Source organism: Sphingobacterium tabacisoli (assembly GCF_017908035.1).
In the GTDB taxonomy this organism is placed as follows: domain Bacteria; phylum Bacteroidota; class Bacteroidia; order Sphingobacteriales; family Sphingobacteriaceae; genus Sphingobacterium; species Sphingobacterium tabacisoli.
Genome location: NZ_JAEQMU010000001.1, coordinates 1412278 through 1426845 on the forward strand (window position 1 = coordinate 1412278; position 14568 = coordinate 1426845).

Annotated in this window: 17 protein-coding genes; 5 read left to right on the forward strand and 12 right to left on the reverse strand. The window is 43.4% G+C overall.

The genetic code is table 11. From position 1 onward, the window contains the following. Nucleotides 1-60 precede the first annotated feature (60 nt). On the forward strand, nt 61-1167 hold the full coding sequence (locus JKG64_RS05920) for a sensor histidine kinase (RefSeq protein ID WP_210353396.1): 1107 nt from the start codon (nt 61-63) through the stop codon (nt 1165-1167). Here JKG64_RS05920 and JKG64_RS05925 read toward each other — a convergent pair. The 5 genes from JKG64_RS05925 to JKG64_RS05945 form a co-directional block, all read right to left on the reverse strand. Continuing rightward, nucleotides 1164-1418, reverse strand: a complete 255-nt coding sequence (locus JKG64_RS05925; protein ID WP_210353397.1) for a hypothetical protein — start codon at nt 1416-1418, stop codon at nt 1164-1166. The genes JKG64_RS05920 and JKG64_RS05925 overlap by 4 nt on opposite strands. 119 nt (nt 1419-1537) lie before the next feature. Beyond that, the gene (locus tag JKG64_RS05930) at nt 1538-2173 is read right to left on the reverse strand and encodes a YciE/YciF ferroxidase family protein (RefSeq protein WP_210353398.1); all 636 of its coding nucleotides are present in this window, start codon (nt 2171-2173) and stop codon (nt 1538-1540) included. 115 nt (nt 2174-2288) lie between these two features. Further along, a complete protein-coding gene (locus JKG64_RS05935; RefSeq protein WP_210353399.1) occupies nt 2289-3272 on the reverse strand; it encodes a YihY/virulence factor BrkB family protein in 984 nt (327 codons plus the stop codon). Between the two features lie 59 nt (nt 3273-3331). Beyond that, complete coding sequence (locus JKG64_RS05940) at nt 3332-3715, reverse strand: YidH family protein (protein WP_210353400.1); 384 nt, start codon at nt 3713-3715, stop codon at nt 3332-3334. Nucleotides 3716-3753: 38 nt separating this feature from the next. Next, nucleotides 3754-4437 carry a DUF421 domain-containing protein gene (locus JKG64_RS05945; protein WP_210353401.1) on the reverse strand — a complete coding sequence of 228 codons (684 nt, stop codon included), beginning with the start codon at nt 4435-4437 and terminating at the stop codon, nt 3754-3756. 275 nt (nt 4438-4712) lie between these two features. On the opposite strand from JKG64_RS05945, the gene JKG64_RS05950 reads away from it, so the two are divergent. Continuing rightward, the gene (locus JKG64_RS05950; protein WP_210353402.1) at nt 4713-5183 is read left to right on the forward strand and encodes a PA2169 family four-helix-bundle protein; all 471 of its coding nucleotides are present in this window, start codon (nt 4713-4715) and stop codon (nt 5181-5183) included. 67 nt (nt 5184-5250) lie between these two features. Here JKG64_RS05950 and JKG64_RS05955 read toward each other — a convergent pair whose 3' ends face one another. The 3 genes from JKG64_RS05955 to JKG64_RS05965 form a co-directional block, all read right to left on the reverse strand. Further along, nucleotides 5251-5613 carry a response regulator gene (locus tag JKG64_RS05955; protein WP_210353403.1) on the reverse strand — a complete coding sequence of 121 codons (363 nt, stop codon included), beginning with the start codon at nt 5611-5613 and terminating at the stop codon, nt 5251-5253. A gap of 238 nt (nt 5614-5851) precedes the next feature. After that, a complete protein-coding gene (locus JKG64_RS05960) occupies nt 5852-6457 on the reverse strand; it encodes a PRC-barrel domain-containing protein (protein ID WP_210353404.1) in 606 nt (201 codons plus the stop codon). 8 nt (nt 6458-6465) lie between these two features. Beyond that, nucleotides 6466-7125, reverse strand: coding sequence for an OmpA family protein (locus tag JKG64_RS05965; protein ID WP_210353405.1), 660 nt, complete (start codon nt 7123-7125; stop codon nt 6466-6468). 191 nt (nt 7126-7316) lie between these two features. Between JKG64_RS05965 and JKG64_RS05970 the strand changes: the two genes are divergently transcribed. Beyond that, nucleotides 7317-7862, forward strand: coding sequence for a DUF4142 domain-containing protein (locus tag JKG64_RS05970; RefSeq protein ID WP_210353406.1), 546 nt, complete (start codon nt 7317-7319; stop codon nt 7860-7862). 95 nt (nt 7863-7957) lie between these two features. Here JKG64_RS05970 and JKG64_RS05975 read toward each other — a convergent pair whose 3' ends face one another. The 3 genes from JKG64_RS05975 to JKG64_RS05985 all read right to left on the reverse strand — a co-directional run bounded on the left by JKG64_RS05975 (nt 7958) and on the right by JKG64_RS05985 (nt 10494). Beyond that, nucleotides 7958-8902, reverse strand: coding sequence for a hypothetical protein (locus tag JKG64_RS05975; protein WP_210353407.1), 945 nt, complete (start codon nt 8900-8902; stop codon nt 7958-7960). 190 nt (nt 8903-9092) lie between these two features. Next, on the reverse strand, nt 9093-9680 hold the full coding sequence (locus tag JKG64_RS05980; protein ID WP_210353408.1) for a hypothetical protein: 588 nt from the start codon (nt 9678-9680) through the stop codon (nt 9093-9095). A gap of 34 nt (nt 9681-9714) precedes the next feature. Further along, complete coding sequence (locus JKG64_RS05985) at nt 9715-10494, reverse strand: toxin-antitoxin system YwqK family antitoxin (RefSeq protein ID WP_210353409.1); 780 nt, start codon at nt 10492-10494, stop codon at nt 9715-9717. Between the two features lie 252 nt (nt 10495-10746). Between JKG64_RS05985 and JKG64_RS05990 the strand changes: the two genes are divergently transcribed. Further along, nucleotides 10747-11955: a glycosyltransferase family 4 protein gene (locus JKG64_RS05990; protein ID WP_210353410.1), complete on the forward strand. Its 1209-nt coding sequence runs from the start codon at nt 10747-10749 to the stop codon at nt 11953-11955. Between the two features lie 10 nt (nt 11956-11965). Then, nucleotides 11966-13063, forward strand: a complete 1098-nt coding sequence (locus tag JKG64_RS05995; RefSeq protein WP_210353411.1) for a hypothetical protein — start codon at nt 11966-11968, stop codon at nt 13061-13063. Here the strand turns inward: JKG64_RS05995 and JKG64_RS06000 are convergent. Next, nucleotides 13052-14533 carry a glycoside hydrolase family 130 protein gene (locus JKG64_RS06000; protein WP_210353412.1) on the reverse strand — a complete coding sequence of 494 codons (1482 nt, stop codon included), beginning with the start codon at nt 14531-14533 and terminating at the stop codon, nt 13052-13054. The genes JKG64_RS05995 and JKG64_RS06000 overlap by 12 nt on opposite strands. Between the last annotated feature and the right edge of the window lie 35 nt (nt 14534-14568).

The following is a 14568-nucleotide window of genomic DNA, read 5'->3' on the forward strand; positions in this document are numbered from 1 at the left end:
CTTCACACAATTGGCATGGTTTGTGTTTTGTAAGAGTTTGGACAATATCCTAAGATTACTATGGAAAACATAAATCTGAATCTATTAGACGTTTTGGACCATTGTCCTTTAGCCACGGCTATCTATAATACAGCAGATTTACGGATTACCTATGCCAATGCGGCCATGCTTAAGATGTGGTGCAGGGGACCAGAGATATTAAACCAACATTTTTCAGATGTTTTTCCGGGTTTTACGGAAGAAGGCTTTGCCAGCATCCTACAAAAGGTATGGCACACAGGCATCACTTACCGTGCGACAGACACACCGGCTGTAATTGTGGATGGTGCTAGTAAATACACCCGTTATTTTGATTTTGAATACAAAGCATTAGTCGATTCAGAGGGCGTTACGTACGCCATCCTGCATACCGCCACGGATGTCACTAAACATCAGATTGCCACCAGTCAACTGCGCTTACGTGAAGAGCAGCTTTCATTCAACAATGATTTGGAGACACTCACGTATACGCTTTCCCATGACCTCAAAAATCCCTTATCCATTGCGAAAATGGGAATCGGTTATTTGAAAAGCCAAAAAGACGTCCTTGCCTTCCATAATCTACAATGGTACGACACCATCGCTCAAGCACTGAACAATGTCGAAAACATTGTCAATCAAACCGTACAACTCAGCGCAGCGCGTTCCATCGCTAATGTTCAGGAGATGAACCAGCTCGACGATCGAATAGCCACCTGGTGTCAAGAAGTCAAACTACTCTATCCCCAATTCAGGGGCAATATTTCCTTGGGGCAACTCCTACCCGTATACGGTGATATCGGTGCGATCTATCAGATTTTCATTAATACCATCAGCAACGCGGTCAAGTATTCTACCTGCGTACAGCAACCCGAAATCGAAATCTATAGTGAGCAGATTGACAGAGGAGTAGTTTATTTTATCCGAGACAATGGTATAGGTATTCCAGAGGATGAACTAGATCAGATATTCTGTGTACATGGACGTGGCAGCAATGCCACCAAGCAGCAAGGTACCGGCATCGGACTTTGCCTGGTCAAGCGACTTCTCGAGCGGTATCGAGGCACCATCAATATTTCGAGCAAAGAAGGCAAAGGCACCCTAGTACGTCTTTTTTTTCCAAAACTAAGTGCCTTTGAGAATAATTAATCTTCGGTACTGAAGCTAATGATTTCCTGTGAATCACGGTGTCTAAAGCTTAATGATAACCGCTCCTTATAACCGTGCAGTTTCTCATACAATGGATTCTCACTATACTGATCTTCCAAATTACGTAGGACTTTTAATACCTCCCCGTCGTCTGGATATTCCCCATACAATACCTCGGTATGAGTCAGCTTATCCGGCGCCTGCACACTCTTTATCACTTTAATATTCCGTTGGTTGAGGACCTGTTCCATAATGAATACTGTAATAAAAATAATAAATAGGCCACCCTAAATTCATCTTGTTCAAACAGCGTGTAAAACAATTAATAATCGAGAATCGTTATGTTGGGTGGCCTAATAGCTTGTTTATATTATTCTGCTTTTGAATTCAGATTCGTATCTGCCAAACTGGTCAGTAATTCATCACATTTTTTCTCTTCCTTCAATGTCTGCAGCAATAGTTTTAGTGCTTTTTCCAATTCCAATACCTTCGCAAATGCAGCCAGTGTACCATAGGTCGCTATCTCGTAGTGCTCCACCTTCTGCGCCGCTGCAATGATGCCGGCATCGCGTACCGCTCCTGCCTCTGTTTCCTCCATGATACTCCTTCCCTCATCAATCAGTCCGGCCATAGCATCGCATTTCTCTGCTTTCGCCTTTTGTCCCATACTCTCAAAACACTGCTCCAAGCGTTGTACATGCATCTCCGTCTCTTCTATATGCTGCGTAATCGCCTTTTTCAATCGCTCAGAGGTTGCATTTTTCTCCATTTTAGGCAATGCTTTCAACAGTTCTTTCTCGGCCCAGAATATATCCTTCAGTCCATCTTCAAATAAGTCCTGTAAGTTCTTTGCAGCACCTGATTTTGCTTTTTCCTTTTGTGCCTCTTTCATTGGAGCCTTTTTGCCAGCGGTAGTACCAGCGTTTGTCTTTGCTTTAGTGTCAGTGGCACTCTTGGTCGCAGTCTTGGTTTGAGCCTTTGTTGGGGTTTTTGTTGTTGTTGCCATAGTTCTCAATGTTTAAGTATTTAATGCTTATTACTTGGAGAACCCCCAACAGTCCAAGGCGTTGAGCCAGACGGGGGCAAATCCGTATTAGTTACGACAGATTACGTACAAACACCTACACCCCATCTCGGTTTCCCTTTGCCTTGTCATCCTCTGTCAACGGCGCTGGCGGTACCACACGCACCTCCCGTTCTATTTCTCTCACCTCTACATAAACCGCAAATTCCGAAGGCTCTATAGGTGTTCCTTTGCAGATCGCATATTCCCGGGTATATACTGCACCAAAATAGAGAATCGCGGAGGTATAGTACACCCATAGCAAAATGAGTACAATCGCACTGGCTGTTCCGTATGTACTTTCTGTATCCGAATTTCCGATATACAGACCGATAAGGAAATGGCCGATAACAAAGAGAACAGCCGTAAATAGGGCGCCCGAGCGCACTGTACGCCACTTGATATTCACATCCGGCAATACCTTAAATACGATACAGAACATGAGGAATATAATGCCAAAAGACACCAGGAAATTAATCCCATTAAACAATTGCACCGAAGTATCCGGGAAGAAACGCTGCAGGCGGTCAGTCAATGCCATCACGATACCATTGACGATCAGCGTCACCACCAGCAAAAAACCAAGTCCGATGACCAGTGAGGAGGATAGCAAGCGGTCCTTTACAATCTTCAGCCATCCTTTTTTGACCTTTGGCCGCACATGCCAAATATTATTAATGGAATTCTGGATATCTCCAAATACCGTCGTAGCCCCTATCAATAGCGTGACCACACTGATAATCAGCGCCATATTCGACTTACCGGAGAGCGACAGGTTCTTGATAATATCCTGCACCTGTAAGGCCACACTACTCCCGATCAGTCCCCTGAGCTCCGTAAAGACCTTTCCCTGAATCGCTTCCTCGCCCAAAAATATACCGGCCAGCGAGATCATTAGTACCAAAATCGGCCCCACGGAAAAGACCGTGTAATAGGCTAGAGAAGCGCTGTACTTTAAGGCCGACTCATTCATAAATCCGAGTACGGCATTCTTCAATATTGTAAAATGTGTTTTGATGATATTCTTCTGTTCTTTTGCCATAATTATTCCAGGTATGTCATTTACAGAACCACTAGAGGCCCCGAATAGTTCACAAACAGTTAAAAACTATCCACGAGGTACCAGCTCAGTATAAAACCGATCACGGCAATCAATATCGCTATAACACTGATAATAGAGGAACTGGGCACAAACTCTCCTTCTTCTATCTGCTTCCCGATCTTTCGGTATTTAAGGTAAGCCAACACTGCGGTGATGGCTCCGATGATAACGATTGCCGTACCGACCTCACTGGAGTACCCGTGAGGAGCTGGCTCACTCGCCTGCGGGTTCAACATGGCTGTAATCTGCCGCATGAACAGTGAAAATTTAACGACTACAAAACCAAAGCCCATTATTCCTAAACTGGTCCGTATCCAGGACAAAAATGTTCTCTCATTGGCCAGGTGATCGTTTACTTTTTTAGAACTGTTGCTTTCACTCATATACTGTATATTAGTTGTTATTAGGATAATAAAGATAATTAGCTATACCGCTTTGTATTCAATGCCTTCGCCCAGCTGTTTTTATGGCACCGTGTACATCCCCTCGACTCGTTGATAATATGCCCCATAATATAACCGCAGTACATACATGCAAACGGTCCCTCTGTCGTGCTGACATTTACCTTTTTATAAGAAGCGGGAAACAAGGGCAACCCGTACCGCACCTCTTCGTCGGCATAGAACAATACGCTCAGCGTACCGTCTACCTCCAGCACTGCATCACGGACCTGTCCGAGATGCTCCACATTGAGATTGCGCAACTCCGCAAAAAACTCCATTTTGGAAAAATTATTATCATCTTCGTGCTGTAGGTCAAATGTCCCGTTCTTCACTACCGACAATACCTTGCCTTCCAGTACATGGGTCAGCTTTTCAGAACGGGATGCCAGCCAGGTAATGGTTTTGTACACCAGCATCACACAGGCAAAGACAATAACAGCATATACAATCGGTAGATCTTTTTGAAACATAGGGTCGCCCGCCGCCGATCCCAGACTGATGATAATAGCCACCTCAAAAACCGTAAGCTGGCGTACGCCCCTTCTTCCCGAGAGACGTAGTATCGTGAGAATCAGTACAAACATGATTACCGTTCGGATAGCTATCTCTATCAGAAAGTCCCCTTTCGAATCAGGTCCTATAAGGTCGTCCATTTCAATCATAACATTTCCTTCTGTACAAAAAAGTGGTGTCCCTATAAGAAACACCACCAATCATTAATACTGTTTTTAAACCTTGCTAACATTGCGCATTAGTAAGTTCTAGAAGAATAACCGGTATATCGATCAGTCCTGCAGATAGAACAGCCTTAATCCCTAAACGTTCATTTATTTTTTATTTTCTTTATCATTTATTTAGAAAGTAGCTCTTTTAGATGAGTGCAAGTATACTATGACAACGATTCTGGATTAGAACTGTTCATTTATAAAAAAACATCATGAAAAATACGTTATACAATCACACAGCTTTAATCAACAGATTGATCGAAATCAACAATGACCGTATTGAGGGCTATGAAACGGCCATCGCCCTGCTCCCTAATAAAGAAGCGATTGGCGTACGTCAGGCTTTTGAATTCTTAAGGGACCAATCCCTGACCTTCAAAAACGAACTAGCACCGCTGGTAGTACAAAGTGGTAGCGAGCCCACAGAGAACACCCGGGATAGCGGCAAGCTGTTCCGCGCCTGGATGACCTTAAAATCGACACTTTCGTCCCACACTCTAGCTTCTATCTTAGATAGCTGCGATCAGGGAGAACAGGAATTCAGCGAAGTATACCGACAGGCCCTAGAGGAATCTACAGGTGCACCACTAGAGCTAGTGACGCTCATTGAGCGGCAATCCAATCTCCAGCGGGAAACCTATAATAAGCTAAAAGAATGGAAAGATAACAGCATCTCAGAATAGCTCTGCCAGGATCCGGTTTTATTATTTCGAAATACCGGACCACTAAATAGCCATCGAACAATGCAAATTATTGGAGCGCGAGGTTTACCTCGCCCAATAATTCCTCTAAATCCAGTGGCTTCGCCAAAGATACATCAGCCCCTGCGGCTAAAGCTAAGCGCATCCCTTCTGCCGTAGCCGATAGCGAGATGATGTGTAGCTCGATCTTCCCAGCTTCATGTCGTATATCCTGCATCAGCTTATCCGCATTTCTATTCGGCATTCCCAGATCTACAATCAGTACATCCGGCCGGTCTAAAAGTATCCGCTGATAAACATCTTTAATCGTGGCTTCGGATAGCACATGAGCAGGTGTGAGTTCGCACAATATGGTTTTGAGCACTTGTACCAAGTCTCGGTTCGTGTCGCAGATCAGTATTTTATTTTCCATCTTAATTCGGATTCAGCGCTAAAAAATATCTCAACCCGATATAAAAGATTCATCTTAAAGAGCAGGATGATTTGTTTTATTTAATATAGAGCGTAAAACGGGTGAATTGGTTTAAAAAAATATTGCTTTTTAATTAAAAAGAGTACAAATACGCGATAGCACTGCACTACTATACGTGTTTAAATATCATCCTACTTCCGCTGAAAAGCCAGCGAAGCAGGATGATGGGTCAATTCGTCTAATAATGTCCTGGACTCATACGCCCTATATTTGATAGTCGCTGTCCATTAAAATGGGGATGATCATAGAATACCTCCGGGTCATAATCGCCTGCTGTAATCACAAAATTCTGTGCAGCTGTGCTCTCCAATACCTTTCGAATAGCAATTTCATCGCTCGGACTTACAAAATCCGGTTCGTAAGACGGCAGTTGCATCACCTGTTGCAGGGTAATCGGTACGACTACCACATCCGCATCTAGGTCGTATGTCACCTTGCTACCATCATGTAGTGGGATATTCTCAGGATGTACTGAATCGTCTACAATCGCAGATGGCGTATGGTCTACCTCGTTGGTCTCCTCCTTGCTAAATGTTGCTATTCCGATCGGTATCAGAATCTGTTTCTCCAGCCCCGCAGAATAATTGTCATAATCCACCTCTACCACGATGTAGCGCACACGCTGTGATACCTCATCAAATAAAAGTTCATCTACCTCACCAATTTTCTTTCCCTGTAGGTCTTTGACCTCCCAGCCCCTGATATCAGGCTCTCCGTCTACAATCTCATAATCACTGCCTGTCAATTCGATCAGGCGGTTATTTCTTATTTCTTGATGTTCCATAGTCCTTCTTATTTAATTTCCTTTTCTCGTGTTGCATCTTCAAATACCACAATCTGTACATTGCGATTCTGCGCCCTACCTTCCGCCGTCTTATTGCTTGCAATAGGCTGTCGTTCACCTATAGAATGAACAGAAATTTTCCGATAATCTATCCCGCCGTGGTCGAACAGCCAGTTTTTAACTTCCGTCGCACGATCAGCCGCCAGTGTATTATTATGGGCCGGGCTACCTGTAGCGTCTGCACTTCCATATACTCCTATGTACGCACCATCAAATCGCTTTTTAAGAATCGTGGCGATCGCTCTCAATTTTGGTTCCGAAGCAGACTGTATATTCTTGTGATCTTTTGGGAACAGTATATTCTCGCCCAGGGTATAAATGGTGTAGTCCGTTCCCTTCCGTATAGCTATATCCGGATCTGTAATCTCCGGATCAGTAGTTGTCGGAACATTGAAATCAATGCTATTCCAATCCGGCTCAGTAATCGCAATAGCCTCTCCCTGATCCGAAGCAAGGTCGGCATTGCTATCCACTATTGCGGTGTCTCCAGTAGTTTCGGTATTATGTCCCCGTATCCACATCATGACGACAATCAATGCAACGATTGCCAGTAACAACCATAGCCACCAGCCCGTCCTATTCTTTCTCTGTACTTCTAAATGTGCCATATCATTTTCTTTTTAGCGTTATTTTATTGAAATGAACAGGAACTGACAGCAAAAGTTCAAAACCAATCTTAATTTAAGCCAGAAATCCAATCTGCATTCTCTGGGCCAACCACACATTTAACAAACTGATAGTCAACAGTGAACTTTTTCAGCACATAGCTGTTATAGAATAGCACACTAACTAAAGAACTATGGATACGATTCTCCGGACAAAACTGATCATCTATTATTTTACGGTCATATTGACGGCATCCGGCCTATTCTATGGCTGTCACGACGATAATAGTACCTACAACGATAATCAAGGTTTTATCAATAAAGCGCACAGTTCCTTACAACTCAAAATCGCCGCTGGTAACCTCGCTGTGCAAAACAGCCAAGCAGACAACGTACAGGACTATGGCGAAGAAATCTCAAGAGAACACAGCGGTACCTCCGAAGAGATAAAAAAAATAGCCGTTGCCAATAGCTGGATCGTTCCTGAAGAGCTGTTGACTCCCCACCAGAAACAGCTCAGTCAGTTACAACAGCAAGCGGTTTCGGATTTTGATCTCGATTTTGCAAAACTGATGGTGAGCTCGCATGAAGAAGCTGTCAATCTATTCCGAATCGTCAGCGTAAATGAGAACGAGGTATATCATAGCGACGTACAAACATTTGCCCGAGCAACCCTGCCTATCCTTGAATCCCACCTTAGTGAAGCAAAAGGGATACTCGACCAAGTGGACGGAATTTAAATGCTCACAGTCGACTTAGCAAGAAGATTCGACCATTCCACACGAATGCACCTAAAAATATACGATTAGTACCTTCCCTTCTTACGAAAGAAATTCTAACAAGGAAACCACCAGTGCATAAAATAGACCTTATCATTCTTAAAAAACAGCTTGATATGCCCGTCAGAAATACCGGTATCATCTTCCCTTAGCTTAATTACCCAAAGCGTCCCTTCTTTGTCCAGCCCCAGTCTTCCTTTCACTGCGGTAGGAAAAAGGCGCTGTATCTCTTCCATCGTGGTACTGGCGTCTATTCTGATACCTTTATAGGTGATAAAGTTTCCGTTCTTAAACCAGAACTCATCTACAGCCACACTGTCTTTACTGGTTTCAAAGCGCGAGCCGTCTTTATAGATGTAGGTATCGTCCGGCGCTTCGGTATCAAATATGGTGAAACAAGGAGCTTCATCTTTTAGCCATTTGACGCTATCAGGCTTCCCGAAATTATTTTTAAACTCCGTAAGCGTAAAGTATCGACCCAATTTACCGTTGAACCGGATATCTTTTTCCAGCATCACATCACTCCATTCACGCTGTTGAGCAGGTCTACCCGGAGTAGCCACCACGTTGCATAACTCCAAAAGGTTATGCCCTTCAAGAATAGACTTGTCATATTTTAGCTCCTTCGGGTTATCGGGATCATGGGTGATGTCCATGAGTTTGTTCCCTGGACTAAAGAATTCCAGCCAACCAACAGTATTCTCCATTTCCCGTTCCGATCCGGTACGGTCAGAAATAGCAATGGTATATAGCTCTATCGTCAGCTTATCAGAAGTTCTCGAAGTGATTCTTGCCTGTACCTCTGATTTATTAAAGCTTTCAAATGCGAGCGCATTACTCGACCTTACAAGTGCTGTAAGCAACTCCGTGCAGGAGTAATCTTTAACAGTTGCTATCTCCTCACTCCTGGTAATAGGTTGGTCATTTTGAACGGTTTTCTTATCCGATGCACCTGCGCAGGAGAAAAAGATAAATGGAATTAGAATAAAAATTCTTGACATAACTTGTTAAGCGTTTACAATAATGAGACTCTCTTCCTGTAGATAAACCCTTAATTTATTGTGACAAAATTAATCGAATTCTGTCGCGAAACCAATTTTCGCGACAAATAATGTCGCGCAACAGGCTTTTACGACAAATAATGTCATGAAACCAACAAAACTAACCAAGTTAAAACAGCCCTAATTCATCTTATACTTCTACTCGATATAGATCAAGTACGCCGGGTGCAATTTTTAAATCAGGACGGAAAAGCAGGATGCCCATTACAAAATGCCTGCTTAATTTATTGCCATTAAGGATTACTGATTTTGAGTTCAGATCAAGGCTTCTCATTTTTAGATTACCAGAGGTAGGATCAACGACATAAAACAACAAATAATATGGCCCGCCCTCTCCTGTATCATCCAGGAACACATCATAGCCTCCCGATTCAGGGCTTTCTTTCAGATCTTCATAATACAAAGTCCTGATGCGTACCCCATCTTCAAAATAATTGACACCACATTTATCAACTGTTATCTGGACGATTGTGCTCTCATTTCCTTTTTGAAGTGAAGAAATAATCAACCGACCAAAAAATAGTAAGAGGAGAATACAAAGGCCAACTAAGGGTATTTTAAATCCGATAGTAATGGGACTTTTTGCAAAGACCAATATCCCTGCAAAGACGGCAAAAACGATAACAAAAACGCTAAAAACCCAGCCAAACCCCTTGATAAAATGAGTCAGGCCAAGGGAATGCCGGGAGGATAGCTCTGGGAAATTGTCTTTAGTCATCGCTTCTTTAAATTCAGCCCTTTCAGTGGGATTTCTAGTGTTTTTCTGTTTTTACTAAATTACCATTATCATCATAAGTTTTCCACTCGCCACTTTCTTTGCCGTCGACATAAGTTTCTGTTTTTATCAGATTACCCAGTTCATTGTAGAATTTCCATTCACCGGTATATCGTAGATACTCATTATACAGTTCGAAATGCTCCAGCTTCCCATTTTCATGATAATACTTCCACTCGCCAGATTTCATTCCTCTTTTATAACTGCCGACACTTTCCAATTGTTCATTGTCGTAATATTCCTTACATTCCCCTTCCTGAAACCCTTCTTCATCAAACTGCCAGTTCCCTCTTGTCTTTCCATTCTCGTGGTATAATTTCCATTCACCTACATCATGCCCGTTTTTCTTTTCTCCCTCAGCCGATAACTGTCCATTTTCATAATATACTTTCCAATGCCCTGTTTTCTCCCCATTCTCATAATGCCCTACCTCAGCCAGTTGTCCATTTCCGTGGTATTCTTTCCACTCACCTATCATTTTCTCCTGTTCATTGAAAGATATACTACCTCTTAAATTCCCATTATTCCAATACCACTTTCTTTCCCCTACTTTTTTTCCATTTTTATAATTACCGATACTCGACAACTTTCCATTACTGAAATACACTTTTCCTTCGCCTGTCGGTAGTCCTTTCTCATCGACATAATAATGTTCTTTGATCTGCCCATTTTCAAAAAAGGTTTTCACTTCCTTCCCCTGCCCCTTACAAAAGGTGAATAAAAATAAGCTGGCAAATAATACAATTAGATTCTTCATTTATATAGGATAATTAATCTATCGTTGAATTGCAAAGCTAAAGTTATGCCATTTTTCTCTCCATTTACATTAGAACCTGCCCTGCAATCTCCGATTTAAGGCAACATGCTATTCAAAAGAAGCACTAACACAACGTATTTATACGGACGCGTTTGATTTAATACGGCATTTTTAGTTTTCGGGTTTTGTCCTACAACATAGTCCTCAGTTTTCTGTTCTTTATTCAGAATAAGAACGAAACATAACGTCACTATGAATATCGCCATTATAGGAACATACCCACCAAGGCAGTGCGGTATTGCCACATTTACGCAGGATTTATTCAGATCTCTAAGCCTGGATCCGAGCATAACACCCGCTATTATTGCCATTTCGGATGGTAGCGAAGGCTTCTTTCCTTCTGAGGTATCCGCAAGCATTGAAAAAAACAACGTTTCCAGTTATCTGAAGGCCGCGGCACATATCAACGAGACTTACGATGCCGTTATCATCCAGCATGAGTACGGCATATTCGGAGGCGAAAGCGGCGACTACATATTATCATTAGCCAAAGCTCTTTCCGTCCCTGTCGTTAGTAATTTTCATACGGTGCTCCAACGCCCCAGTGATGCAGAGCTCCGGGTACTTAAACAGCTTGCAGCCTACAGCCATAGCATTACCGTCATGACTGATACTGCTGTAGAAATGCTCAAGCGCATTTACGATATTCCTGCCCGTAAGATAGAGCTCATTCCTCATGGCGTACCCCACTTTTCCTACCGTCAAAGCGAGGCCAAACAACAACTTGGCCTGACAGGCAAGAAAGTAATGCTCAGTTTCGGATTTCTGGGCCCCAGTAAAGGCTTCGAGACCGCTATTGAAGCCGTAGCGGCTGTACCGCAGGATGATTTTGTCTATATTATTTTGGGCAGTACACATCCCAATATCTTGCGGGAGGCAGGAGAATCCTATCGCGAATACCTACAGACAAAAGCACTGGAACTGGGTATAGCCGACAAGGTCTGCTTTATCAACGAGTTTGCTTCCGAAAAACTACTTACGCAGTACCTCAGCGCCTGTGATATCTATGTCACGCCCTATCCCAATGAGAACCAAATCAGTAGCGGTACGCTTTCCTTCGCAATCGGTGCAGGGGCGGCAGTAGTATCTACGCCATACTGGTATGCCAAAGATTTATTAAAAGACGAGCGTGGGCTGTTATTTGACTTTAAAGACAGCAAAGCACTCAGCCTGATCATCCGTACCCTATTAGAAGAGCCTCAGGTATTAGCCAAGTACCGGTATAATGCGGCCCGTTATGGCGCGTCGATGAGCTGGAGCAATATAGGTAAGCTACAATCCAAACTTCTTAAACGGATTATAGCACATGAGGTGTCCGCCCCAGTGACCTTACCCCGTAGCAGCGCTCCGCACCATGTTAATAATCTATTACATACATCCACTCATAAACTGTCCTCTTAAGTAAAGATCAATGAAGCAAGAAGTATATACCCTCGACTCCATTTTTGATTTTGACATGCTACAGGAGATCATCCCTGAGCTTCCAGCATTTGATCTCGCTCATATCCGCCGGATGACCAATCCGGTTTCTATCGTACAGCATGCGACCTATAGCATCCCCAATTACAAACACGGCTACTGTCTCGATGACACCGCACGGGCCCTGCTATTGACCACATTAGCTGTTCAGGTATACCCATCCGAGAAATATAAAAACCTCGCTTACACCTACCTTGCTTACATACAGTACATGCAGCGCGATTGTGGCCGATTCCGAAATCTCCTTTCCTTTGACCATCAGTTTTTAGATGAGTACGGTACCGAAGATAGCTACGGGCGTACCGTATGGGCATTAGGCCATTTCCTACGCTATAACCGTGAGCCTGAATTAGTTTTTCTCGCTGAAGAGATGCTGCAGCGGGCCCTCCCCCATTGTGTAACACTTAAATCTGTCAGAGCAGTAAGCTACACCCTCTTAGGGCTACAGCATTACTACGCTTCCAACCGATCGGACGATAAAATATTACCCTATATAAAACAGCTCAGCTATTATTTGGCCGATGAATATCAGGGCAGTCACAGCCCCGATTGGAATTGGTACGAGCAGGTACTTGCCTACGATAATGCAATTATTCCTTTAGCGGTACTGCGTAGCGGTGTACTGCTCAGACAAGAATCTTTATTGACCATAGGCCAACAGACAGCGGAATTTCTCGATAGCCTTATATTTGAAAAAGGATACCTCTCCACCATCGGAAATGAAAACTGGTATGTACGCGGTGGCAAACGGAGCACATTTGCTCAACAGCCTATAGAAGTGCCCTCGAGCATACTCCTATACAAAGAGCTTTTCGGTCTATCTGGCGATAATCACTATAAACAGCGTATGATCCAATGTCTACACTGGTATTTTGGAAAAAATGAACTTGGCCTAACCCTATACGACCCACTCACAAAGGGCTGTTGCGACGGTTTAGAACGGTTCGGGCTGAATCTCAACCAAGGTGCAGAAAGCAGCCTCAGTTTCTGGCAAGCTTATCTACACCTATGTCACGGCCTAGACGGCTAGCGGTTTGAAATTGGTGAGCGCATCCAGTAAATCGTCCAAACATAAAGTCGCATAAGTAGAAGCATGGTCAGACATCGCGTATGGAATTATTAAATGGCCATTATGCAGGATCTGACCGCAAGAATAAACTACATTGGGGACATATCCTTCCCGCTCTTCGGCATTAGGATAGAGGAGCGGTTCACTCAGCTTGCCTACAATTTTTGTTGGATCTTCCAGATCAAGCAGTATCGATCCGAGCGTATACTCGCGCATTGGCCCTACGCTATGCGTCAATACCAACCAGCCTTTGGCGGTTTCGATAGGCGAACCGCAGTTGCCCAATTGCACAAACTCCCATGGGAATTCCGGTTCTTTGAGCAGCGTCACATCCTGCTGCCAATTTATCAAGTCTTCTGAAAAAGCGATGTAATTGCTTTCTCCATCTACCCGACACAACATCGCATATTTACCATTGATCTTTCTAGGGAAGAGTGCAGCTCCCTTATTGGCAATTTTGCCATTAATAGGCTGTACTTTAAAACGCACAAAATCCGTTGTCGAAAGCAATTTGGGTAATATCGTGAGGCCATCATATGCCGTATAGGTCGCATAATACATCGGCCTCCCCTTATCACTGATAAACCTTACAAAACGGGCATCTTCAATACCATTCTTCTCCGTATCCGATATCGGGAATATTACTCTTTCCGATAAGGCCGTGTCCAAAGAATAAGTCATTTCATAATGCGACGAAGCCAGCCAGGTCATATGCGTCATCAACGTCTGGCCTTCCATATCCAGATTATTTTCCTGTTGAATCTCCTGCACAAAGCGGCGCAGCTCCTCATAGGTAAAACTATCGGTCAGCTTAGCGTTGATAAGATCCAGCATATCTTTTTCAGGGTCGTGTATCTGGAGCAATTTATCGATAAAATCCGATTTTAGATACCGGTGGCTTTTTACCTGCTTTGGCTTTTCCAATAGTCTGCCCACTTCTTCAACATGTACATTTAGCTCATTGTCGATAATAGCCGATCGAAACACAATCGAAGACACATGCCCTTCCCCAGTCGCTCTAAAGCTCAGTATGATCCGTTTTTCACCATCCCGCAATTGCGTTTGATCGGGAGATTCGACGATCGAAGGGTTGAAAAAAGCGGCCGCTTCGACAGAATACTCCATCGTAAAATAAGCCCCGATCAGTAACCGTTCCCTTTGTGAATAATCGCGGTTACGAAGCTCCAGATCCAATAATCTTCCTTCCGTACGTTTAAAGTTTTTTTCCCATATATCCAGGATACTCCGATGCCGCTTCGAAAAATTACGGAGAAGCTGATTCAGCATATCTGTCTGATCCTGCTTTGAGCTTTTTAGAATACGGTTTACTATTTTAGTGGTACGCTCAATATTTATATTAAAATATCTCGCCAGCACCCTTTTGGAATCGGGTTTGAAGAATATACTTTTACGGACTACCTGTAAGGACATAGTATCATGTTTTTAGATTAGAACCATCCTTTCCC